Genomic DNA, 20,795 nt, shown 5'->3' on the forward strand with positions numbered 1-20,795 from the left:
GACGCCGAGCCGACTCGAACGCGGACTCGAGTCGGCTGCTACCTTGCCGGGACGCAGAATCCGGGATTCCGGACGACATTTCGCGGCTTCGAGGCGGAACACATGGCAGTCGATCGCATTCTCCCGAGAGACACGGACGCCTCTGACATCGCGCGGGCCGGATCGGCACTTCCTGGCGTTACCGATGCCGAATTGCACAAGCGTTTGGCGGCGAACGCGCGGACGGTGGGCGCCGGGAGTCACCACGACGAGGTGGTGGATTTTGTTGCGGTGGCGATCGAGACCCTGTCCCGCAGCACGGGCAGGGACTTCGACACGGACTTCGTAACGGGCGTGCTGGCCATGATCGACGGACCGGTGCTGGATCGCACGGCAGCGCATCCGGGCCTGGAATTCGATGTCGCGTGCATCGTGCCGATCCACGTCCACGTCGCTGCGGGGCGCCGCGTGCATGTCTTCGCCCGCGATGCCGAACGGGCCGCGCACTGCCACGAGATCGCGCGGGAGTACTTCGATCTCGCGGGAATCCGGTCCGCGTACGTCGAACCATGGCACCGGGTCGACCTCATGGAACCGGTGTCGGAAGAGCGACGGCGTCGGTACGCGGCGGACGTGGTCTACGGGTCGTACGACACCTTGGTCATGGACTCGCCGAGGATGGCACCGGTCACCGACGGCCACTTCGTCGACGATCGATGCGTCGCGTTCGTGGAAGAGATCGACACCGTCTTGATCAAAGGCGGTGACTCGGATATTCGGATCACCGGACCTGCGACGTCGAATCCGGACCGATACGCGGCGCTGGCTCGGTGGGTGCGAACGCTGGACGAGGACGCCGATTACACGATCGACGAGGAGCTTGTCAGGGCTCGGCTGACGCCGAGGGCGCTGGATGCGTTGTGGGACTACTTCGGAATCACCGAGCGGAGTTCGCCGGTGGATCGCATGGACCTGGCCGTCGACGCCGAACTGTCGGTCCGCGCGCACGAGTGCTTCGAGGTCGGCATCGACTACCACGTCGTGGAAGGGCACATCGTTCCGATTGCCGAAGGCGCGCTTCCGACGGGTTCCGCCTACGAGGCCGGGCTGCATCAGGCGCTGGCCGCCCGCGAGGGTCTGGTTGTCGAGGAGCGGCAGAGAATTCTCGAGGCGGCCAACGTCCGCGCGCATTTCCGCAAGTATGCGACCGTTCGCGGGGGTTGCCGGTCGACGGTGTCCTACGGCGCCGTTCTCGAGGCGGTCTTCGGGCTGGAGGTCGTGGACCTGCGCGCGCCGGAATTCCGGGGTGTCGACACACAGTACGTCGACGTCATGGATCGGGTTGCGGTCCACAGCACGACACAGCTGCACCGATGGGACGTCTTGGCCGAGTTGGAGGAGCGCTACCGGACTGCGCGGGCGACGGTTTCGCCCGACGGCGGGTCACCCTCCGACATCGTCGGATTGCTCGAGACGACAATGCGCGGTCTCGAGCGCGCGCATCGCGTCCTGAGGCACTCGGCCACCGTGGACTCGCTCGCCCGCCGCTACGCGGAGCGGTACGCGGACGAGCAGGCACCGTGGCGGGTTGCATGCGCCGAGGTGTTTCGAACGGAGTTGGATCTGGCCTGGTCCGACCACATCGACCTCGCGATGCGCACGAGGGAGTCATTCCCCGAATCGAGTCTCGACGAATTCGGATCCCACACGGCCGCGTCTTTCGAAATCAACCTGTCCGAAGCCGTGATCCGTGCCTTCGGCCGCATCTTCGCCATCCGCCTTTGAACCGGAACCAGGCGCGGCAAGTCGGATGATTCGCCGATAAGGGTCGTCCGGTCGCCCATCACCGCGTACCCATCCGACGTACAGGAGACGGTACCGACGCGCGGTCGAAACCGTCTCCTGTCTCCATCGCGGGGAGCCGGCCCGCCACGAAGCGATCGTGTGGGCGCCGTGAGGGGCGCCCGCCCACCCTTATCGGTTTTGCCCGCATCGTCATGACACCCGTCGGATCCCGGCAGACCGTCAGGGTATGTGCGGGCCGTTGCCTCGCAGGACCGTTGGCGGGGGCGATCGGTCGGCACCCGTCGCGACGGTAGATCCCGAGCGGCTCCGGCTCGGTCGGTCAGTGCGCGGCCCGGTACTTCTCGACCAGTTCGGCGGGAACCCGACCGCGGGCGTTGACGTCAAGGCCCTGCGACCTGGCCCACTCCCGCACCTTCACCGGGTCCGGCCCCTCGCCCGCTGCCAAACGTACGGCCTTGGTGCGGCGCGACGTGCCGACCTTGCGGCCGGCCCTGAAGTACGGGCCCAGAGAGTCCAGCAGTTGCTGGTAGGTGTCTTGGCCGAGGTCGATTTCGTAGCTGACGCCATCCAGGCTGAAGGTGTGCGTCGCGATGTCTTCACCTTCGTCGCCGGTGATGTCATCGATGAACAACGTGACTACGCGCTGAGCCATTTTCGGAGAATCCCCTTCCTGGGAAGAAGGAAATCGTAACGGAGAATCAGGTCCGACTTCACGTCGTCTCAGTCGCCGGTCAGGGAAAGTCGTGGCCTCGGTCGCGGTCATCCCGGGCAGGAATCCGCTGACGCGCCGGCCACCCCGGCGCCATTCCGGCCGCGCCCTCGCGACTTGTTCGTCGTTCGATGGACCGGCCGATAAGCCTGAAGCAGCGGGACGGTTTTGGGCGCCACCACGACCGGCGTGACGCGTATGGCTCCTCGGCGGTGGTTTGTCGGACCGGGCAGGAAGGCCGATGCGAGTTCCCACCCGCGCAAAACCCTGTACGACTTCGCAAAGGCGCCATCAGCGCACCGCGGGCGCCGTCGACGCGGCATCGGACCGCCTGGCAAACCGACGCCGCCTCCCCGGTCGCCGACCGCCAACCACCGCCTGACCGCCAACGCCCGGAATCACTCGTCCAGCGGACCGAACGCGTCCTTGTAGGCCGCGACGGCCGCCGGGGGGTTCAGGGCGCACGCGCGGGCGACGTTGTCGGCCTCGTCCCCGGGAACCTCGACGACGGCAACGATGGACAAACGCCGCTCGCCGTCGCCGAACAGCCCTTCCGCGTCGAGCCGGGCCATCGCCGTGACCATCGCGCGCAACCGCAGTTCGTACTCGTCCTCCCCCTCGTCGTCGGAGAGTTCGAAGACCTGCGGTCGGGCGTCGAAGAGGCTTCGGATCGGGGCGAGATGCCGTTCCCCGTAGGTGCAGAACGGCGAATCCGCGTACGACCACCGCAGTTCCTCGGCATTCGCCGCCGAGCCGCCCGCCGCAGCGGCCAGGGCCTGGGTCGACCAGGCCGACAACGACGGGCCGAAGGCCTCACCCGGCGTGACCAGCGCGCAGTAGTAGAAGTCGTGGTCCGGATATTCCCGAAACAGGTCCGAGATGGCGGCGCGGGCGGCTTGGTACACGGCTTCGCTGAGATCCGCTTCGGTCGGCGTCACGTCGACTCCCTGTGTGCGTGCGTACGGATTCCCGGCAGCCCCCGCCCACGCTGTCCAGGGCGCCGGCGGGGGCGGCCGGTGTGCGGGTGGAACGTACCCCGTCGTGGTCGAGGCGGCCTACGACGGGGGCGTATTCGCACGGTGCCACGGATCGTCGCGATCCCACCGTGACCGATCGATCACCCTGTGCCTTCGACGTCGACTCCGCATCGCTCCCGGCAGCGCGGCGATCATGGAGTTTCGCCCAGGGCGGGCCGGGCAGCCGGAGGTAATGAGAATGCTGCGCTTGCCGGGGACCTACCGTCCCCAGGCGGACACCAAGCTGTTGGCGTCGGCGTTCATCGAGCAGGATCTGCACCGGTCCGATCGTGTTCTGGACGTCGGCACCGGCACCGGCGCCGTGGCGCTCGCGGCCGCGTCCGCGCCGTCCGGAAGGTGTCGGGTCACCGCGATCGACGTCTCTCGCCAAGCCGTCTGGACGGCCCGCCTGAACAGCGCCTGGCGTCGGCGCCGGGTCAACGTACTGCGCGGAGACCTCCTGGAACCCGTGGCGGGCCAAACATTCGACGTCATCCTCGCGAACCCGCCGTACGTGCCCTCCGCCGAAGAGGACGCCCCCGTCCGTGGCCGCTCCCGCGCGTGGGAGGCCGGCACGGACGGACGGCTGGTCCTGGATCGCCTCTGCGCCCAGGTTCCGCACTACCTCAACCCCGGTGGGACGCTGCTGGTGGTGCATTCGGCGCTGTGCGGGGTGGGCACGACGTTGGGTCTGCTCGAGTCGGTCGGCCTGCGTGCCCGCGTGGTCGCGCGCAGCCTCGAACCGTTCGGCCCCGTCCTGTCCGCCCGCGCGGCCTTCCTGGAGGAACGCGGTCTGGTGAAGCCCGGCTGCCGAGAAGAGGAATTGGTGGTCATCCGTGGCGATTCCCAGTCGTGAGACACGCCGCGTCGAGGTGGTCGACGGCGGTCCGATGCTGATCGAGGGGCCGGTGGAAGTGCTCCTGGCCGACGGAAGCACGGCATCCTCCGATCGGCGGATCGTGGCGCTGTGCACGTGCCGCCGCACCCGTCGACCGCCGTGGTGCGACACCAGCCACCGACCCCACCGGCTCCCCAACGAGCCACCGGCCGCGGCTTGCACGGTCCGGGAGCAGCCATGACCGAACCGGAACTGCCCACCCCCCGCGGCCCCCTGTCCCGCGCCATCGTCGCCGCGTTGCGCAAACCGCCCGAACCCGGTATGCAAACCCCCGAGGCCGAGGTCGATGCGGATCCCTTCGGCGAGGACCTCCAACTCGCGTTGTACGCGTGCTACGAGCTGCACTACCGCTCGTTCGCGGGGGTGGACGCCGGGTGGGAGTGGGATCCCGACCTGCTGCGCCTGCGGGGCCGCCTCGAAGGGGCGTTCCTGCGCGCCCTGCGCGCGAACGTCGATGCCGCCGACGCCGGTGTGGACGACGCGCTCGCGCCCTTGCTGATCGAGCCGTTGGACCGCGGCGGCGTCAGCCACCATCTGCTCGACCGCGGCAACGTGGAACAGTTCCGCGAGTACGTCGTCCACCGCTCGCTCTACCACCTCAAAGAGGCCGACCCCCAGGCGTGGCTCATCCCGCGCCTGACCGGGCGGGCCAAGGCGGGCGTGCTCACGGTCGAGTTCGACGAATACGGCGGTGGCCGCGCCGAGCGCATGCACGCGCGGTTGTTCGCCGACCTCATGCGCGGGCTGGGGCTGGACGCCACGTACGGCTTCTATCTCGACCGGGTGCCCGCGCCCATGCTCGCGGTGGTCAACCTCATGTCACTGTTCGGGCTGCACCGGGGGCGCCGGGCGATGGCGGTCGGCCAGTTCGCCGCCATCGAGATCGGCTCGCCACCCGGCGCGGCCCGCCTGGCCGAGGCGCTGCGGCGGCTGGACGTCGCGGACCCTGCCTGCGCCTTCTTCTACACCGAACATGTGGAGGCGGACGCCGTCCACGAACAGCTCATGCGACGCGAGGTCGTGGCGGGACTGCTGGAACACGAACCCGACCTCGAAAGCGACCTCGTGTTCGGAATCCGGGCGACCGCTCTCGTGGAAGACCGTCTCGCCGCACACCTGCTCGCCGCGTGGAACGAGGGCCGAAGCTCCCTGCGTTCCCGAGAGGCCGACGCCTTCGCATCGGGAGCCACTCCCCCGCCCGGGGCGGGCACACGGTGATCGCCGAACATCGAGACCCGGGCGGGCTCCTGATCCTGGCCGACTTCGTGTCGCCCCCGGCCGTCGACCTCCGCGAGACGTCGATCCCGCGGCGCTGGTCGGAGCAGACGTCCCGCAAGATCCGGCTCACCGGACCGGGTGACCTCCTGGTCGTTCCGCTGCCGCTGTCCGATGCCTTTCGACGCTACGCCCTGCGCATGCTCGCGATGCCCGAGGACTCCGGCACGGTGGTCATGGTGCCGGACACCACGCACGCGCCGATGGCGGAGGCCATCGCCATACACGCTTTTCGAGCCGGTCCGGCCATGGCGTTCGACACGGTGCGGGAATGCCTGATCGAGGCCGGTCCGGACTTTCGAAGGACCGGACAACCCCGGGCTCAGGCGGTGATCAGTTCGGCGCGGAGTTTGTCGAGGATGCGGGAGATCAGCCGGGAGATGTGCATCTGGGACAGGCCCAGGCGTTCGCCGATCTCGGCCTGGGTCATCTCCTGGCCGAAGCGCATGGACACGATGTCGCGTTCGCGTTCGGGGAGGGCGGCGATGGCGGGTTTGAGGACGTGCAGGTTCTCGACCATGTCGAAGCCCGGGTCCACGAACGACGCCTGCGCGCTGTACGAGCGGGCCGGTCCGTCGTCGTCGCCGGCGGGGGCGTCCAGGGACGCGGCGGTGTAGCCGGCCGATGCGGTCAGCCCCTCGGCGACCTCTTCGACGCTCGTCCCGGTGAGGGTGGCGAGTTCGGCCGTGGTGGGTTCGCGATCGTGTTCGATGGTGAACGCGTCGCGGGCCCTGGCCAGCTCCAGGCGCAGTTCCTGCAGGCGGCGCGGGACGTGCACCGCCCAGGAGGTGTCCCGGAAGAAGCGCTTGATCTCGCCGGAGATGGTGGGGATGGCGAAGGTGGGGAACTCGTACCCGAACGCGGGATCGAACCGGTCGATGGCCTTGATCAGGCCTATCGTGCCGACCTGGACCATCTCCTCCGTGGTCTCGCTGCGCGCCCGGAATCGCCCGGCGACGTAGCGCACGAGCGGGATGTTGACCTCGATGAGGGTGTTGCGCACGTACTGGTACTCGTGCGTGCCCTCCTCCAGCACCTTCAGCCGATCGAAGAGCACCTTGGACATCGCCCGGGCGTCCGTCGCCGTCATGCTCGCCAGGTCCTCCGTCGTCGGGAGGCCGACGGAGGGCATGTGCCGTTCGGTGGCGGTCGTCTCGGTCGTGCTCACGGTACTCGGGCTCATCTGGGCATCCCCTTCGTTGGTCGGATGGACGCGGGTGCTACCTGCCCGGCACCGCGTCGGGTACACCCGTTTGCAGTAGTGGGTCTTGTCACCGATCCGGCCGCCACCGCCGGAGTGCCGGCATTTGCGTTGCCCGATGCCCCTCGCGGGCGGCGGCGCGGTGTGTCGGCGGAAACGGCGGAGACCGAGGTCACCGTGTGGGAGTGTGGATTCCCTGCGGGTCACAGCGGCCCCGGCCGTGGCATGGCCCCTGCCCCCGAAATCGAAATTCATCTCGGGATCACGGCCTCGCTACCCGGGCGCCGTTTCGGAAATCGGTAGAGGATGCCGAAACGGGCTGTGGTCCGACTCGTGTACTCCGAGTCGGACCACAGCCCGTTTCATCGTGTCGCCCGGGTGGGCGGCGCTGCTACCAGCGGTACCAGCGGCCACGGCCGCCGCCGCTGCCGGCCGAGCGGAAAACGAACCCGAGCGCCCACACGATCAGGACGATCACGGCGATCCACCACAGGGCCTTCAAAGCGAAACCGGCACCGAAAAGGATCAGGGCGAGAAGCACGACTACCAGCAGGGGAATCATTGTTTTACCTCCGACCCGCTTGTGCCCCACCCATTCGGGCGCATGCCTGAAAAGAGGACGGTTTACCGGGGTGTTTCCGGGACAGGATTCGGCGCCGTTTCCGCCATTCCCACCGCTTGCCCGAAGCCCTTTCGCCGCGGTTTCGGCGGTCCCCTTGGTCCCGGCCCGCGGCGCCGTCACGCCCGGCAGTCCCGCCCGAGCGTCGCACCGCGTCGTCACCGCGGAGCGTGTGGTGGGGCGGGGAAGGCGGCGGAGTGAGTGTGGTGCCGTTCGGGGTCGCCGGACGGCAGGCGGTCGGGGGCGATGGGTCTGCCATACCAGTCCAGGCAGACGACCAGGGCGTCGTCGTCGGGGACGGGGCGTCCGCGGTGGCCGGTGAGTTCGCGCAGGACCGCGCGAGGCATCTCGGCGGGCGGCAGCAGCCGGGTGGCGCTGATCGACCGGGCCAGCGCACGTTCGCCGTACGCCTCGCCGGCCGGCGAGGCGACCGCGTGGACGCCGTCGCTGACGAACACGAGACGGTCCCCGGGCCGGACGTGGAATTCCTGCGCCGTGTAGTCGGTCTCCTCGAACATGCCCAGGGGCAGTTGCGCGTCGAAGTCGATCGGCGTCACCGTTCCCTCGCGCAGGAGCAGCAGGCGCGGGGAGCCGGCGTCGACCACCTGGACTCGTCCGGTGGCCAGTTCGAAGTCCAGCAACAGGACGGACAGGTACGCGTCGCCGCGGTGCTGGGCGTAGACCGCCTGGTCCGCGAGGGCCGCCTGGTCGGCGAGGGGGATGCCGGCGCGTCGGGCGTTGCGCAGGGCGTTGATCGTCAGGTTGCTGAGCAGGGCGGCGTCGATGCCCTCGCCCATGCCGTTGGTCACCGTCAGGACGAGGTGGTCGGCACCGCCGGACCAGTCGAAGTTGTCGCCGTGGACGGCGTAGGCGGGCTCGAGCTGGGCGCCGATGGCGTATTCGTCGCGGCTGCAGGCTCGCCCGGGCAGGAGTTCCCACTGCATCTCGGCCGCCAGGGTCAGGCGGTCCTTGCGCCGGGCCCGACGGTAGAGGTCGGTGTCGCGTTCGGCGACGGTCACCGCGTGAGCGAGCATCTCGGCGATGTCGGCGAGTTCGGCGGGGATCGCCGGCGAGCAGGCGTCGGTCGGAAGGGTGACGGTGAGGACACCGAGGCGGTCGCCGCGTACGGTCACCGGGAGGTGGACGACCGTGGCTTCCCCGTGTTCCTCGCGTGCGGGCTCCTGCGCGCCGAATACTCGACCCTGAGGGCTGTTGTCGATGGAGAGGGGTTCGGCGAGAGGTTCGGCGAGGCGTTCGGTGGCGGGCGGGAGCGCGGAGACCGGAAGCAGGACGGTCAGGCTGTAGTCGGCCATCAGCAGCTCGACGGACCCTGCCCGGTAGTGCCGCGTCAGCACGCCGCGGATGGCGTCCAGCAGTCCATGCGGGGGCGCGGCGCGCAACCCGCGCTCGGCTTCCTCGTATGCATTCACAGTATGTCTTCAGCCGTTCTCTGCGGGTGCGGCAAGGAGCACCCTTGTGGCGTGTCTGCGGAACGGCCCGGACCGCCTGTCGGATCAACCGCTTTTATAGCGTCTATTGTGGTGACGGCACGGCCGTCGGACCGACGGCCGTTTCGGGCGTCAGAGTAAGGCGGTGAGCGGGGTTACCTCCTCTCGACACGACCATTCGGACGAGACGGCGCGCGTGGCGACCGCGGCGGCCGAGTTGCTCGAGATGCTGCTGGGGCGTGCGTCCACGGCCCCCGTTTCTCCGTCACAGCTGCGCGCGCTGTTCCTGCTCGAGCAGCACGAGGGCATCAACCTGCGCACGTTGGCCGACGGCTTGCGGTCGACGCCCTCCTCGACGAGTCGCCTGTGCGACCGCCTGCAGGCGGTGGGCTTCGTCGAGCGCCTGCCCAGCGCCAACAGCCGTCGTGAACTGCAGTTGCGGCTGAGCGGGCGGGGCTGTGCCTTCCTGGCGGATCTGCGGGCCCGCCGTGAGCGGGAACTGGCGGTCGTCACAGCACGCATGTCGGGCGAGTCGCGGGCGATGTTGCTGAAGGGGCTCGAATCCCTGCGCAACGCCGCCGTTCCGGTCATGGACGAGGCCGCGGACAACCCATCGCTCGCCCAGCGAGCACGAACCGCCTGAGGCGACCGGCCACCCCGCGCGGCTTGCGCGGCGCGCCCGCCGCACCGCGTGCGGGGAGTGCCGAGCACGCCGGGCGCACGCGTCCCGACCGGATGCCGGCCGATGCCGATCTCCCATGGCGACCCCCTTCGTCGGACGAGCGAGCGATGACGCCCGGCCGCAAGCAAACGGCTCGGGCGACGACATCAATGTCATTCCCTGACGTCGACGGCTGTGCCCTGCCCCCCGGCGTCCCGACGCGAAGCGTATCGAATTATTGACTGATGACAAATGTTGCGGGTGGACATGCGTCATGGATTCGGTACGCGTGATCCGGACGGTTGCGCCCGCGGTGGCACCGATCTCCGGCGGAGTCTTCGCCGGCCGTCCTTGCGCGTGGTGTGCGTCCGGAGACGGCCGGGGCGCGCGGGCTCGTGCGCCACAGGGGACGGACGGGTGGGATCGTGCGCCTGTCCCCTGTGGTGGGGACGCCCGGTCTCGGGCGTCCCCACCACAGGATGGTTCAGTCGAGGTCGGCTTCCTTCTCCCCGACGATGGTGTCGCGGTGGAAGTGGAACGGGCAGTGCGTTCCGCCCAGGCCGATCGTGGTGACGCGTTCGAAGCGGAAGCCGTGGCGGTCCGGATCGATCGCCTCGATCCAGGACCTGTCGAACGCGCACATGGCAGGCGTCAGTTCCGGGGCGGAGTTGGCGACCAGTACGTCGTGGTAGAAGCAGCGGTGTACGTCGAGGTGGTAGCTCCGGCCGTCGTCCACAGGGCGGTCGAAGGTGAACGTGGCGCCGAAGGATTGCTCCTCGCGGGTCTTCGACAGCGCGACCATGGCCGTGAACGGGTCGGGTGCGGCGTCGAGCATCGCGAGCGTTCCCGCCCGGAACGTCTCGTGGAACGGCTCGACGAACGCGGCGCGAACAGCGGCGAGGGCGTCGTCGCGGCCCAGACGCGGCAGCAGCGTGCGGTACGCGGCGACCAGCACCAGGGTCAGACGCAGGTTGTGCCGGGACGGCTCGTCGTCGATCAGGTGCGCGTTGGCGGCCTCGAGGTCGTCGTGCAACACACGGATCGCGCCGAGCAGTTCGTCCGGCAGCGACCGCTCGCGAACGGTTCGGGCGATGTGGTCGTGGAACGCGTCGAGGAGAACCGCGGTGTCGCGATCGGGATCGGGGACGTAGCCGCCCTCGTCGATCTCGATGTCGTGGTGGTCGGTGGCCATGACGGTCCTTCCGAGACGGGCTCGGTTCCGAGGCACGGCACGGCGCCACCGGGGCAGGGCCGGCCGCGCTCGCAACCGGGCGAGCACGGCAGCGCGCTCCACCGACCGACCAGGCGCTGACGAACTTGGGTGAGTATCACTCTTGCCCGGCCAGTCTGGCAGATGGGCGGTCGCCCTGTCCCGCCCCGGCCACGGTCACACCGCCGTGGACGCCTCCCGCCCGCGGCCGGTGGACGACACGAAGTCGTCACCGGTGGCCCGGCGTTCGGGCCAGAGGTGGGCAATCGGGACGGACTCCCCTCGCCGCTCTCCCCTACACCGACCTCCCGGGCCAAGGAGTCCGGTCGCCGACGGACTGCACCACGGCACTGGGGCAGTTCCACGTTCCCCGGCCCGGATCGCCAACGCGGCGTTCCTTGGCCGGGGCCGACTCGATGGGCGCCGGCCCCGTCGCCACCGCCGCGTCGAAGGCGTCGACTCACGCGTCGAACTCTTCATGCGGCGGATGTGCGGCGGGGCCGGCTTCAGGCGCCTCCGATATCGGAATCCGCCTGATTGACATCACGCTCCGTTGTCACAGGATGTGAAACAGAGCCGAACGTTCCACAGTCCCTCGGCTCAGACCGTCCCGGCCGGTACGACCCAGACCATGTTGCCCGTACGAGCGCAGGGTTCGATGTCGAGTCGGGTGCCGTTGGCCGCGTTGCCGCCGGGAAGGTTGATGCAGAGGTTGGAGGTGGGGTTGTACAGGCGGTCGAAGTTGGCGCGCTGCCATCGCTGGTTGGCGCCGCCGTTGCAGTCCCGGATCCGGAGTTCGGTGCCGGGGCGCAGATCACCGCCGTCGAGGCATTTGCCCTTGGCCCCGATGGTCCCCTCGGCGAGGGTCCACAGTTGTGCGGTGGAGTTGGGGTCGCAGTCCTGGATTTGTACGGCGGTGCCGGTGGCGTCGCCGTTTCCGGCGACGTCCATGCACTTGCCGCTGACCCAGTGCACGATCGGGCCGGTGCCGGCGAGCGAGGTGCTCCCGCCGACCCGGTTCGACTCGCCTGCGGATGCCGGGGCGCCGGAAAGCACCATGACTGCCAGGGACGTCGCGCAAACCGCCGCCGTGGTAACGAACTTGCTGGCTTTGCTCATTTCCGCCTCTTGAGTGGTGGATCGGTCATTCGGTGCAGGCCGTCACCTCGGGTGCGCTGTCGCGTCGGCGGGAGCGGGGCCGGGTCGGCTCGATCACGCCGACTCGGCATCCTCGCCGGGGCCGGCACGACGCGCACGCGCGTCCACCGACCAGTCGGTCGAGTTCTTTCGGTACGCGGTGACCGAGTCGTTCGCCATCCGGCGCGGGCGATGCTCGGCCATGCCGCGTCCCTTCCCCCGGCGGACGCCGGGCTCATGGGGCTCCCTCCCACCGGTCGGTTGACGGCCCTCCTGCACCGTAGACGGAGCCGAATCACTGTCACCAGAAGAGTTCAGGACATTCCCCACGTCACAGGAGCCTCCCTTTTCACACACGAACGACAGCAGTACGCCGAGTTGCAGGGCTGTGCTCGCCGGCGCAAGTGGAGCCACGGTCGCGGCGAGGACGCCCGAAAGCCACACGTAGCGACGATCCACGCCGGATGCCCGGGGGCGCGTGCCGTACCAGGGACCGCCGATCATGCTGCCGCCTGCCACAACCGACAGGAGCGGTGTGGATCGAAAGCACCGGTCACAGCCGCTCGTCGACGACCGCGATCAGGGCTGCCGAGGCCGAACAGCGCCGTGCGCGGTGCCCATCGGCGCCCGGCATCCCCCGGCGGCGGCCGGTGCGCCTCGCGCGGCCAAGGGGATACGACAGCGCGGTGAAGTACCGGTTCGCGCGAAACACCGCGTCGGCACGACCTGTCGCGGGATCGTCGTGCTGCGCTGTGCGTCCACGCACCCCCTCGCACCGGGTTCGGCGGCTCGCAACGCGAAGCGGTTCGCGACGGGGCGCGGGCTCGTCGTCGAGATCGCTCCGGCCCGCCCCGGCCGGATCCCCTGGACCCGGCTTCGCCACCGTCCGGACAAGGAAGACAGATGACCGGCACCATCCGACGCCGCGGCCCCGACATCACCGGCACGTGGTTGGCCGCGCTCCTCCTCATCGGCAACCTGGTCACGGTGCTCCTGCTCCCGCCCCTGGCCGCCGAACTCCTGGCCGCCCTCTCCGGCCGACAACCGACCGGAGCCGAACTGCTCCGCGCCTACGGCGACCCGGATGCCTCCCGCCTTCCACCGCCGGACGTGATCGCGCTCTCGGTCGGCCTCCTGCTGCTGCTCGCCGCGATCGACCTGCCCTTGCTCGCATACCTCCGCGACCGCGATCGGCGCCGGCACGTGGACTCCACCGCTCGGCTGTCGACACGTCGTGCCGACGTCCGGCGGGTCGGCACCGAAAGCGTGCGCGCCTCGGCGGCGCGGATCGCGTACCCCGTGTCCACGCCCGGGGTGTACGTCGGCCGCAGCGTGCGCGACGGGCGCGACGTGTGGGGCTCGTGGGAGGAGGTCCAAGTCGACATCTGCGGCCCGCGCACCGGCAAGACCACCTGCCGGGTCATCCCCAACATCGTCTCCGCCCCGGGCGCGCTGGTGGTCACCTCGTGCAAGCGGGACGTGGTCGACGCCACCCGCGAGGTGCGTCGACGAAACGGTCGGGTGTGGGTCTTCGATCCACACGACGTCGCACACGAGCCTCCCACCTGGTTCTGGGATCCACTGGGCATGGTGGCCGGCAACCTGAAGGACGCGGTCGGCGTCGCGGGTCTGATCGCGTTCACCCAGCGCGACACCCGGATGCGCTCGGACGGGTACTTCCAGCCGGCGGCGCAAAACCTGCTGGCGATGTTCCTGCTCGCCGCCAGCCTGGACAAGCAACCGATCACCGCGGTGCGACGTTGGTTGCTGCGCCCCGACGACGACGAGCCGGAGACCGTCCTGCGCGGCGCGGGGAACCTTCTGGCCGCCGAGGCGTGTGCGGCGAGCCGCGGTCTCCCCGCGGACCAGCGGGCGGGTGTCTACGGAGCGGCCGTGCAACTCGTGTCCTGGCTGGCGGCTCCCGAGGTGCTGCCGTGGATCACTCCGGGCGAGGGGCGCGAGGAGTTCGATTTCGTGGAGTTCGCCGTCGGCACCGACACGCTCTACATCCTTTCCAACGTGGACGACGCGCGTTCGAATCCCGCCGCCACGCTGCTCACCGGGGCCATGCTGGTCGCCGCCGAATATCGTGCGGCGGCGTGCTCGGGCGGCCGACTGCCCGTCCCCTTCCTGGTGGTGATGGACGAGGCCGCCAACACCGCGCCGCTGCCGATCCTGCCCGATCGGCTCTCCCACTACGGGTCCCGGGGCGTGGTGGTGATGATGATGCTCCAGTCCTGGGCACAGGGCGTGCACGTGTGGGGCGAGGCCGGCATGGCGAAGATCTGGAACTCCTGCTCGGTGCGGGTCTACGGGGCCGGCGGCTCGGAAAGCGCGATGCTCCGGGCGCAATCGGTGTTCTCCGGCCGATTCGAGGCGGGTACCACCGCCGTCACGCACGCCTCCTCGGCCTGGTGGGGCTCGACGGTGACCAGGGCCACCCGGCCCGAAGTCGTGCTCGACGTGGCAGACCTGGCCGCGCTGCCGCGCGATCGCCTGCTGGTGCAGATCAGCGGCGGCAAACCGCTGCTCGTGCGCTCGGTACCGTGGTGGGAGGGTCCGCACGCCGACGCGATCCGAGCCTCGATCGCCCAACACGGCCCGTGACGGCGCCGCGACGCGAACACCGGTCCGCTACCCGCCCGCGCCCGCCGTCGGTGCCCGATGCACGCCCATCCAGGCGGTCGCGAAATCCACGTACGGTCGGACCGGTACCAGGAAGGCGCGCGCCGCGCCCACCCGACCGCGAGTGATCGCCTCGGGACGCCGCTCCTCGAAGTCCCGCCCCAGCGCCGGAAAGTCGTGGTCGCTCAGTGCCACGTCGGAGAAGGAGCACCACGAACTCCCGCCCGAGGCGGCGATCTTGCAGGTGTAGCGGCGCTGCGACCGATGAGGGTGTCGATATTCCGCCAGGTGGGCCACGGATACGACGCCCCACCCGACGCCGATCGCGAGCACTCCGGCCCGCGCGTCGTACAACCGGCCCATCGGTGAATCCGGGCCGAAATGCGTCCTCCCGTGGCCTCGGGTGACCTCTTCGGCCCGGCCGCCCAGGGCCACGACCGAGGCCAGTGGATGGTCGCTGCGCAGCGCCCCGTCGTCGGCACGAATCGACTCGGCGAACGCGCCCACCGCTGCCGACACCGACGCGTGCGGGTCCAACGGCCGGTGCAGGTAGCCGGCCAACTCCTCGACCGTCCGGCCGGCGGTCGCGTCGGCGAACGCCTGGGAGGTGATCGAGTTCTCCGGCGTGTACGCGGGCACCACCAGGGTTCCGTCGCCGCCGAGCACGGCCCGGAACGCCGACCGAAGATCCCGCGACTCGGCCCCGGACCGGCCTCGGCCGCGCACGGCGCGCAGCGAGCTGTGCACCATCACCGTGTCGCCGGGTCTCAGGCCCAACTCGGTGAGGTCTCGGGCGAGTTCGACGACCCTGGCCGACTCGGCGCGGTGCTGAGCGGAGTCGGTGTACCAGGACGCGTCGGGGGTCGATGTCGCGAACACTGCCGCCCCTCCCGGGAGTTGGTCCGGCGTGGTGAGTCGTGCGTGCCGTGGGCCGGTCCGGCTCCGCCGGATCGCGTGAATTGGCTGATCAGGCGCGGTCCTCGGCCTCGCTTCCGGCACGTGTCGCGCCTGACAATCGGACCGAGTGTCGCGCGGGGTCCCCGATCCCGTGTGACGTGTGCACGCGAGCCGGCGGAGGAGAGCAAGGTGGCCCATCCCGATGCCGCGTACCTCGATGCGGGAGCCCAGGCGGTGGTACCCGTGCCCGCGAGGGGACACGAACTCTACCGGGGCGGTGACCAATCGCTGCTGCACCCGCTGCTCGACGCGCACTTCACCCGACACGCGATGGAGGTGGTGGGCCGCAGACCCCTGGACGCCCGCTTTCGGGTCCTGCACCAGGGAGCGGTGAAGGCGTACGACCTCGGCTACGGCACCGACGTGGTGATCAGTCCCGCCGAGCCACCCGCCGTCTACATCGTTCGCCTCGAACACCGCGGGCGAGCCTCGCTCAACGTCGAGGGCCGCACGCAGCCGTTCTCCCCGAGCGTGGTCAACCCCGGACAGGTCGTGGTCGCCCGCTGGGACGCCGACACCGCCACCCGAATGCTGTGCATCCCCCGGCAGTTGGTGACCCGGGCGGTGCGCGACCAGATCGGCGAGGCACCCGAGGAACCGCTCGCCTTCCAAACCGCGTTCGACCCGCGCATCCCCGAGGCACGCACCTGGCTGCGGGTCGCCCGACGGTTCACCGAAGAGGCCGACAGCGGGCTGTTCGCCCAATCCCCCTTGGCCGTCGCACACTTCGAACTGGCACTCGTGCACGGCCTGTTGGCCGCCCAACCGCATCGCCTCTCCGAACCGATCCGGCGCTCCGCGCCGATCCGGGGCACCGGCCCGCTGCAACGTGCCCTCGCGTACTGCGAGGCACACGCCGGAACGCCGATCTCGGTCGCGGACATCGCCGCGGCCGCCCGGGTGAGCGTGCGCACCCTCCAGGAACAGTTCCGCGTCCACCTGGACACCACCCCGATGGGTCATCTGCGCCGGATCCGCCTGGCCGGCGCGCACGCCGACCTCGTGGCCGTGGCGCAGGGCCGGGCGAGCGGTACCGTCACCGGGGTCGCCGCCGCGTGGGGCTTCCCGGAGCGCCGACACTTCGCCGCCCACTACCGGGCCGCCTATCACCGGTCTCCCTCACAGACCATCGGCGGGCGCGCGACGGATCCGCACCGCCCCGCGCCGGCCCGATGAGTCACGGCGGGTCCTCACCCACCCGCCGGCGCGCTCGCCAGATCCTTCGCGATCCTGGTCCGCACATGCGCGATGACCCGCATCATGTCCGGGCAGTACACCGTGGGATTGAGGAACCCGCTGCCCGCGCGATAGCGGTGGATGAAGAATCCACCACCGCAGACATCGCGGATCGAACATGAGCGACACGTCGGCGACAGGCCCTCGATCCCGATCTGGCGAGCCACCACCGCCGGGTGCCGCAGCGCCGCGTCCAGCGGGTCGGTGAGCACCGACAAACCCGTGGCCGCCGCGCCGTCGAACGCCGACTTGATGGTGTCCACCTGCTCGATCCCACCGTCGGTGTCGATCGTCACGGTGGTCGCGGGCCCGATCCCCACCTGTTCGGACCGGGTGTGGCCGCCGAGGACCAGACTCAACAGATCCTCGAACAGCTTGACCCGGGTCTCCTGACGCGGTGCGTCGTACCAGCGATCGAAGGCCCGTACGATCCAGTCGCCGTAGGGTGTGCGACTCGACCCCTCCTCGCGCAGGGGCGGCGGAGACGTCCAATTCCCGTGCGGCAGCACGAAGTCGAGCATCGGCGGCTCGTGCGTCAGCAGCGACTCGTACACCTCGACCGGATCGTTCGCCACGTCGATGACGCACAGCAGCCCGCCGAACAATCCCGGCCGCGACGGATCCCGCAGCCTGGCGACCGCCTCGGTCACCGCCGCGTGGCTCCCGCGCCCGTCGGCGAAGCGCCGATGGCGGTCGTTGGCGAGTTCGCCACCGTCGACACTCACGCCGACCCGGAAGTCCAGTGCGTGCAGGGCGTCGAGCATGCGGTCGTTCAGGAGCAGACCGTTGGTCTGCACGCCGAAGGAGACGTGTGTACTCGCCGGCACCTCGCGGCGTACGGCCTCGGCCATCCGCGTGATCAGGGCCGGTCCCGCGAGCAGCGGCTCGCCGCCGTGCACGATCAACTGCACGCGCTCCTGCCCGTGGGCGCGCACGTGTTCGCCGATACGGGCGGCGGTACGGTCCACGACCGCCGTCGACATCGTCTTGGCGCTCGATCGCCAGGATTCGTCGCCCATCTCGTACAGGTAGCAGTAGTCGCACGCGAGGTTGCAGCGGCTGTGCATTTTCACCACGAAGTGGGTGAAGGGCACCGGCTGCCACGTCGTGCCCAGGCTGTCGGGGTCGAGCAGGTCGGCCGGCCATTCCGCCGGTCTGCGTACGGGAGCTTCGAGGTTGACCACAGTGTCTGCTCCGGGTGGTTCCGAGGATTGCACCGGCGCGATCCGTGCGGGTGAGGGTGTTCCCGGCCGGGTCCGGCGGACCTCGGGGGTATCCGAGGTCCGCCGGGGCATCGGCCGTTGCGGCGACCGCCCGGCGTCACGTGCCGGTCGATCGAGGGTGACTGCTACTCGCCGCCGACGAAGCTGTTGTAGCCGATGCGCGGACCGCCGGCCTCGGACTCGGCGGCGACCCGACGCAGCGCCATGGCCAGCGGGGATTCGCCGGTGCGGTCGAACGCGGCGGGGACGGCCGGGGAATCGGTGACGATGGGCGTCGAGTTCACGGGGTTCACGAGTGGCTCCTGTGTTCGATCCGGTGGGGCGAACTCAGGCTAGGAAAACCGGTCCTCGCCGGCTCCCATCGCGAACGGAACTCGCGCGATCGGACCCGACCGCCGCGCTCCCATACCCCCATCCGCGCCCGGAGGTCGGGACCCCGATCCGGGGCCCGTCGGACCCCGGTGGCTGCCGTGTGCCGACCCCGGCCGGAGGCGGACCGCGAGCAGCGCGAGGATCGGCGCGGTGCCGCGTCACCGACGCTGCGGACTCCATTCGAAGAGCAGGATGGTCACGTCGTCCCGCAGTTGGTTGCGCTGGTAGTCGAGGATGGCGTGAATGAGCAGCCGCAGCACCTCGGCCGGGCGCTGTCCGGCGGAGGAGAAGCGGATGATGAAGTCGGTGAACCGGTCGAGGCCGAACTCCGCACCGTCCGCGTCGCGCGCCTCCACGACACCGTCGGTGTAGAGCAGGACACAATCGCCCGGTTCCAAGGTCGCCTCGTGGACCTGCCGGGCCGCCGGGGCGAGTGAACCGGCGAGGCCGATCGGAGGCTGTGGGGGGCTGTCCAGCGCCCCGGCGAGCACCCGCTCGGCACGGATCAGCAGCGGTGGGGGGTGACCACAGTTGACCCAGCGCAGTACCCCGGTCTCGGCGTCGAGCCGGCACAACACGCCGGTGCAGAAGTGGTCGGGCAGCCACTGGGCGAGCGCCCGGTCGACGGAGCCGACCACGTCGGCCAGGTCGGCGCCGCCCCGGCGGGCGTTGCGCGCCGCCGCCATGGCGACCGACGTGGTCAGGCCGGCGGTCAGATCGTGGCCCATGGCGTCGAGGATCATGGTGTGCAGGATGTTCTTGACCACCGAGTGGTCGAAGGCGTCGCCCGCGACGTCGTACGCCGGTTCCAGGACCGCGGTCGATACGCACCTGCTGCTGCCGATGGTGCGGGGTGGCAGAAAGGCCCGCAGCATCTCGGCGGGCAACCGCATGGTCGCGGTGCGGGTGCGGGCGGCGAGCCAGTCGCTGTAGGCGCGCTTGGACGTGATCAGCATGGCGAACAGATGGGCCAGCACGCGACTGCGGCGCATCCGTGTCTCGTCGAGCGCGGCAGCCCGCACCGCCAGCACGCCCAGCCGCTCCGCACCGTCGACCAGAGGCACCCACAGGATCGAGCCGTCGTCGTCCTCGGCCACCCGTGGAGAGACCGTGCGGTACGCCCAACCGGCCGCCGAGAGGTCCACCGGCAGGGGCTCCAGGGCCTCGTCGAGTGGGATGAGCAGCTGCTGCTGCAGGTCGACGAGGTAGATCAACGCGCTGTCCAGGCCGAGGGCCAGGGCGCATCGGATCGCCAAGGCGGGCAGTTCGACCGGCAGGGCCGTCTGCGCCTCGACGATCAGCTCTTCCAGCCGATCCTCGTCGATGGCGGTGTCGGGACCGGGGAAAGCGTGCGGTGTGTCCGACACGAGGATCACCCCTTCCGTGCCCAGTTTCACACCGATCCCGCGCTCCCTCACCTCAGCCCGCGGCACGGCCGAGGGCCACGCCGGCCCGGGAATCCCGCACCGAGCGGTGGCTCGGCCGGCCGATGCCGAACGCGATACGCGTGCCGCGGATCGGGCCGCTGAGCACGCCGCGAACCGATGTCGCGGATCTACCCCTTGTCGACGACGACGTGTCGGGATGCCTCTGCCAACCCCTGCTCGCTGCCGAGATCGAAGTAATTGCCGCGACTGACGGTTACCGCGATCGGAGTGGAGCGGACGACTTCCGACAGTCCGTCGGTGAGGCGGTACTCTCCGGACTCCTCGTGTTCGCCCACCGCGGCGAGGACGGGAAGAAATTCCGCGGGGAACGCGTACCTGCTGATATTGATCAGGACCTTCCCGCCGTCGGGTCGGATTCCACCGGCGTCCTTCTCGACGAGCTCCGTCAGGTGCAGTCGCCCATCGCTTTCGACCGTTTCGAGGCGGCCGTAGCGGTCGAGGGCACTCGCCGGCGACGGTTGTCCCACGAGGGCATATCCCCCACCGCCGCCTGCATCACGTCCCAGTTCCGCAAGTGTCGATTGTCCATGCCGCTCGACGAGCAGGTCGTCACTGGAGACGAAGAAGAAGGCGTCGTCGGCGATGAAGTCCCGTGCCAGCATCACCGGGACGGCGGTACCGTACCGGTCCTCCAAGTCTTGCTCGATGAAGGTGATCGACGGAACCGAGGCGATTTCGTCGAGCGCGCGCGCCTTTTCACCCCAGCCTCGTCGGCTGAGCAGGGCACGCAGTTCGGTGTCGTCCCCGTAATACCGCTGGATCTGCGTACTTCCCCGGCGTACCACGATCGCGATTTCCTGCACGCCGGCGGCAGCGCACTCACGGACGATGTAGTCGATCGTCGGCCGGCGACCGATGGGCAGCATCGCCTTTTCGATCACCTTGGTAATCGGGAACATGCGCGTTCCCAACCCTGCCGCCGCGATGACCGCCTTGCGAATGCTGTTCACCGATGTACTCCTCGACGCGCGACGG

At 69.8% G+C, this 20,795-nt stretch carries 20 protein-coding genes and 1 pseudogene; 8 read left to right on the forward strand and 13 right to left on the reverse strand.

What is annotated here, in order from left to right; genetic code table 11:
• Nucleotides 1-102 precede the first annotated feature (102 nt).
• Nucleotides 103-1,764, forward strand: coding sequence for a hypothetical protein (locus OG948_RS39835; RefSeq protein ID WP_331769858.1), 1,662 nt, complete (start codon nt 103-105; stop codon nt 1,762-1,764).
• 340 nt (nt 1,765-2,104) lie between these two features.
• On the opposite strand, the gene OG948_RS39840 is transcribed toward OG948_RS39835, so the two are convergent.
• Nucleotides 2,105-2,437 carry an Lsr2 family protein gene (locus OG948_RS39840; protein WP_331769859.1) on the reverse strand — a complete coding sequence of 111 codons (333 nt, stop codon included), beginning with the start codon at nt 2,435-2,437 and terminating at the stop codon, nt 2,105-2,107.
• 455 nt (nt 2,438-2,892) lie between these two features.
• Nucleotides 2,893-3,432 carry a DUF4303 domain-containing protein gene (locus OG948_RS39845; RefSeq protein ID WP_331769860.1) on the reverse strand — a complete coding sequence of 180 codons (540 nt, stop codon included), beginning with the start codon at nt 3,430-3,432 and terminating at the stop codon, nt 2,893-2,895.
• A 271-nt stretch (nt 3,433-3,703) separates the two neighbouring features.
• Between OG948_RS39845 and OG948_RS39850 the strand changes: the two genes are divergently transcribed.
• The 4 genes and pseudogenes from OG948_RS39850 to OG948_RS39865 form a co-directional block, all read left to right on the forward strand.
• A complete protein-coding gene (locus tag OG948_RS39850; protein WP_406300552.1) occupies nt 3,704-4,366 on the forward strand; it encodes a HemK2/MTQ2 family protein methyltransferase in 663 nt (220 codons plus the stop codon).
• Nucleotides 4,367-4,400: 34 nt separating this feature from the next.
• A complete protein-coding gene (locus OG948_RS39855) occupies nt 4,401-4,589 on the forward strand; it encodes a CDGSH iron-sulfur domain-containing protein (RefSeq protein WP_331773453.1) in 189 nt (62 codons plus the stop codon).
• Nucleotides 4,586-5,626 carry an iron-containing redox enzyme family protein gene (locus tag OG948_RS39860; protein ID WP_331769862.1) on the forward strand — a complete coding sequence of 347 codons (1,041 nt, stop codon included), beginning with the start codon at nt 4,586-4,588 and terminating at the stop codon, nt 5,624-5,626. Before OG948_RS39855 ends, OG948_RS39860 begins: the two co-directional genes overlap by 4 nt.
• Nucleotides 5,627-5,673: 47 nt before the next feature.
• Nucleotides 5,674-5,856: pseudogene (locus tag OG948_RS39865) on the forward strand (hypothetical protein); the annotation flags it as partial.
• Nucleotides 5,857-6,005: 149 nt separating this feature from the next.
• Here OG948_RS39865 and OG948_RS39870 read toward each other — a convergent pair.
• The 3 genes from OG948_RS39870 to OG948_RS39880 all read right to left on the reverse strand — a co-directional run bounded on the left by OG948_RS39870 (nt 6,006) and on the right by OG948_RS39880 (nt 8,933).
• Nucleotides 6,006-6,866 carry a SigB/SigF/SigG family RNA polymerase sigma factor gene (locus OG948_RS39870; protein WP_406300553.1) on the reverse strand — a complete coding sequence of 287 codons (861 nt, stop codon included), beginning with the start codon at nt 6,864-6,866 and terminating at the stop codon, nt 6,006-6,008.
• 409 nt (nt 6,867-7,275) lie between these two features.
• Entirely contained in the window at nt 7,276-7,446 is a 171-nt protein-coding gene (locus OG948_RS39875) for a DUF5670 family protein (RefSeq protein ID WP_331769863.1), read from the reverse strand.
• Between the two features lie 215 nt (nt 7,447-7,661).
• Nucleotides 7,662-8,933: a PP2C family protein-serine/threonine phosphatase gene (locus OG948_RS39880; RefSeq protein ID WP_331769864.1), complete on the reverse strand. Its 1,272-nt coding sequence runs from the start codon at nt 8,931-8,933 to the stop codon at nt 7,662-7,664.
• 214 nt (nt 8,934-9,147) lie between these two features.
• On the opposite strand from OG948_RS39880, the gene OG948_RS39885 reads away from it, so the two are divergent.
• Nucleotides 9,148-9,594, forward strand: a complete 447-nt coding sequence (locus OG948_RS39885; protein ID WP_406300886.1) for a MarR family transcriptional regulator — start codon at nt 9,148-9,150, stop codon at nt 9,592-9,594.
• A gap of 502 nt (nt 9,595-10,096) precedes the next feature.
• Here OG948_RS39885 and OG948_RS39890 read toward each other — a convergent pair.
• The 3 genes from OG948_RS39890 to OG948_RS39900 form a co-directional block, all read right to left on the reverse strand.
• Nucleotides 10,097-10,804 (reverse strand): L-2-amino-thiazoline-4-carboxylic acid hydrolase, encoded by a 708-nt coding sequence (locus OG948_RS39890; protein ID WP_331769865.1) that lies wholly within the window; start codon nt 10,802-10,804, stop codon nt 10,097-10,099.
• A gap of 618 nt (nt 10,805-11,422) precedes the next feature.
• Nucleotides 11,423-11,941 carry an RICIN domain-containing protein gene (locus tag OG948_RS39895; protein ID WP_331769866.1) on the reverse strand — a complete coding sequence of 173 codons (519 nt, stop codon included), beginning with the start codon at nt 11,939-11,941 and terminating at the stop codon, nt 11,423-11,425.
• Between the two features lie 93 nt (nt 11,942-12,034).
• Nucleotides 12,035-12,163, reverse strand: coding sequence for a hypothetical protein (locus OG948_RS39900; protein WP_331769867.1), 129 nt, complete (start codon nt 12,161-12,163; stop codon nt 12,035-12,037).
• A 699-nt stretch (nt 12,164-12,862) separates the two neighbouring features.
• Here OG948_RS39900 and OG948_RS39905 point away from each other — a divergent pair.
• Nucleotides 12,863-14,566, forward strand: a complete 1,704-nt coding sequence (locus OG948_RS39905; protein WP_331769868.1) for a TraM recognition domain-containing protein — start codon at nt 12,863-12,865, stop codon at nt 14,564-14,566.
• 27 nt (nt 14,567-14,593) lie between these two features.
• Here the strand turns inward: OG948_RS39905 and OG948_RS39910 are convergent, their stop codons facing one another.
• Nucleotides 14,594-15,463, reverse strand: coding sequence for an AAC(3) family N-acetyltransferase (locus OG948_RS39910; RefSeq protein ID WP_331769869.1), 870 nt, complete (start codon nt 15,461-15,463; stop codon nt 14,594-14,596).
• A 207-nt stretch (nt 15,464-15,670) separates the two neighbouring features.
• On the opposite strand from OG948_RS39910, the gene OG948_RS39915 reads away from it, so the two are divergent.
• Nucleotides 15,671-16,717 carry an AraC family transcriptional regulator gene (locus OG948_RS39915; RefSeq protein WP_331769870.1) on the forward strand — a complete coding sequence of 349 codons (1,047 nt, stop codon included), beginning with the start codon at nt 15,671-15,673 and terminating at the stop codon, nt 16,715-16,717.
• Between the two features lie 14 nt (nt 16,718-16,731).
• On the opposite strand, the gene OG948_RS39920 is transcribed toward OG948_RS39915, so the two are convergent.
• From OG948_RS39920 to OG948_RS39935, 4 genes are all read right to left on the reverse strand, one after another.
• A complete protein-coding gene (locus OG948_RS39920) occupies nt 16,732-17,961 on the reverse strand; it encodes an FxsB family cyclophane-forming radical SAM/SPASM peptide maturase (RefSeq protein WP_331769871.1) in 1,230 nt (409 codons plus the stop codon).
• A gap of 164 nt (nt 17,962-18,125) precedes the next feature.
• Nucleotides 18,126-18,293 (reverse strand): hypothetical protein, encoded by a 168-nt coding sequence (locus OG948_RS39925; protein ID WP_331769872.1) that lies wholly within the window; start codon nt 18,291-18,293, stop codon nt 18,126-18,128.
• A 237-nt stretch (nt 18,294-18,530) separates the two neighbouring features.
• Complete coding sequence (locus tag OG948_RS39930) at nt 18,531-19,748, reverse strand: PP2C family protein-serine/threonine phosphatase (RefSeq protein WP_406300887.1); 1,218 nt, start codon at nt 19,746-19,748, stop codon at nt 18,531-18,533.
• Between the two features lie 179 nt (nt 19,749-19,927).
• Nucleotides 19,928-20,770: a sugar phosphate nucleotidyltransferase gene (locus tag OG948_RS39935; RefSeq protein ID WP_331769873.1), complete on the reverse strand. Its 843-nt coding sequence runs from the start codon at nt 20,768-20,770 to the stop codon at nt 19,928-19,930.
• Nucleotides 20,771-20,795 lie beyond the last annotated feature (25 nt).

The sequence above is a fragment of the Embleya sp. NBC_00888 genome (assembly GCF_045207655.1).
Lineage (GTDB): Bacteria > Actinomycetota > Actinomycetes > Streptomycetales > Streptomycetaceae > Embleya.

Coding starts and splice junctions, on each gene's coding strand:
- OG948_RS39835 (WP_331769858.1), top strand. CDS start 103: ATGGCAGTCGATCGCATTCTCCCGAGAGACACGGACGCCTCTGACATC.
- OG948_RS39840 (WP_331769859.1), bottom strand. CDS start 2,437: ATGGCTCAGCGCGTAGTCACGTTGTTCATCGATGACATCACCGGCGAC.
- OG948_RS39850 (WP_406300552.1), top strand. CDS start 3,704: ATGAGAATGCTGCGCTTGCCGGGGACCTACCGTCCCCAGGCGGACACC.
- OG948_RS39855 (WP_331773453.1), top strand. CDS start 4,401: ATGCTGATCGAGGGGCCGGTGGAAGTGCTCCTGGCCGACGGAAGCACG.
- OG948_RS39860 (WP_331769862.1), top strand. CDS start 4,586: ATGACCGAACCGGAACTGCCCACCCCCCGCGGCCCCCTGTCCCGCGCC.
- OG948_RS39870 (WP_406300553.1), bottom strand. CDS start 6,866: ATGAGCCCGAGTACCGTGAGCACGACCGAGACGACCGCCACCGAACGG.
- OG948_RS39875 (WP_331769863.1), bottom strand. CDS start 7,446: ATGATTCCCCTGCTGGTAGTCGTGCTTCTCGCCCTGATCCTTTTCGGT.
- OG948_RS39890 (WP_331769865.1), bottom strand. CDS start 10,804: ATGGCCACCGACCACCACGACATCGAGATCGACGAGGGCGGCTACGTC.
- OG948_RS39895 (WP_331769866.1), bottom strand. CDS start 11,941: ATGAGCAAAGCCAGCAAGTTCGTTACCACGGCGGCGGTTTGCGCGACG.
- OG948_RS39900 (WP_331769867.1), bottom strand. CDS start 12,163: ATGGCCGAGCATCGCCCGCGCCGGATGGCGAACGACTCGGTCACCGCG.
- OG948_RS39905 (WP_331769868.1), top strand. CDS start 12,863: ATGACCGGCACCATCCGACGCCGCGGCCCCGACATCACCGGCACGTGG.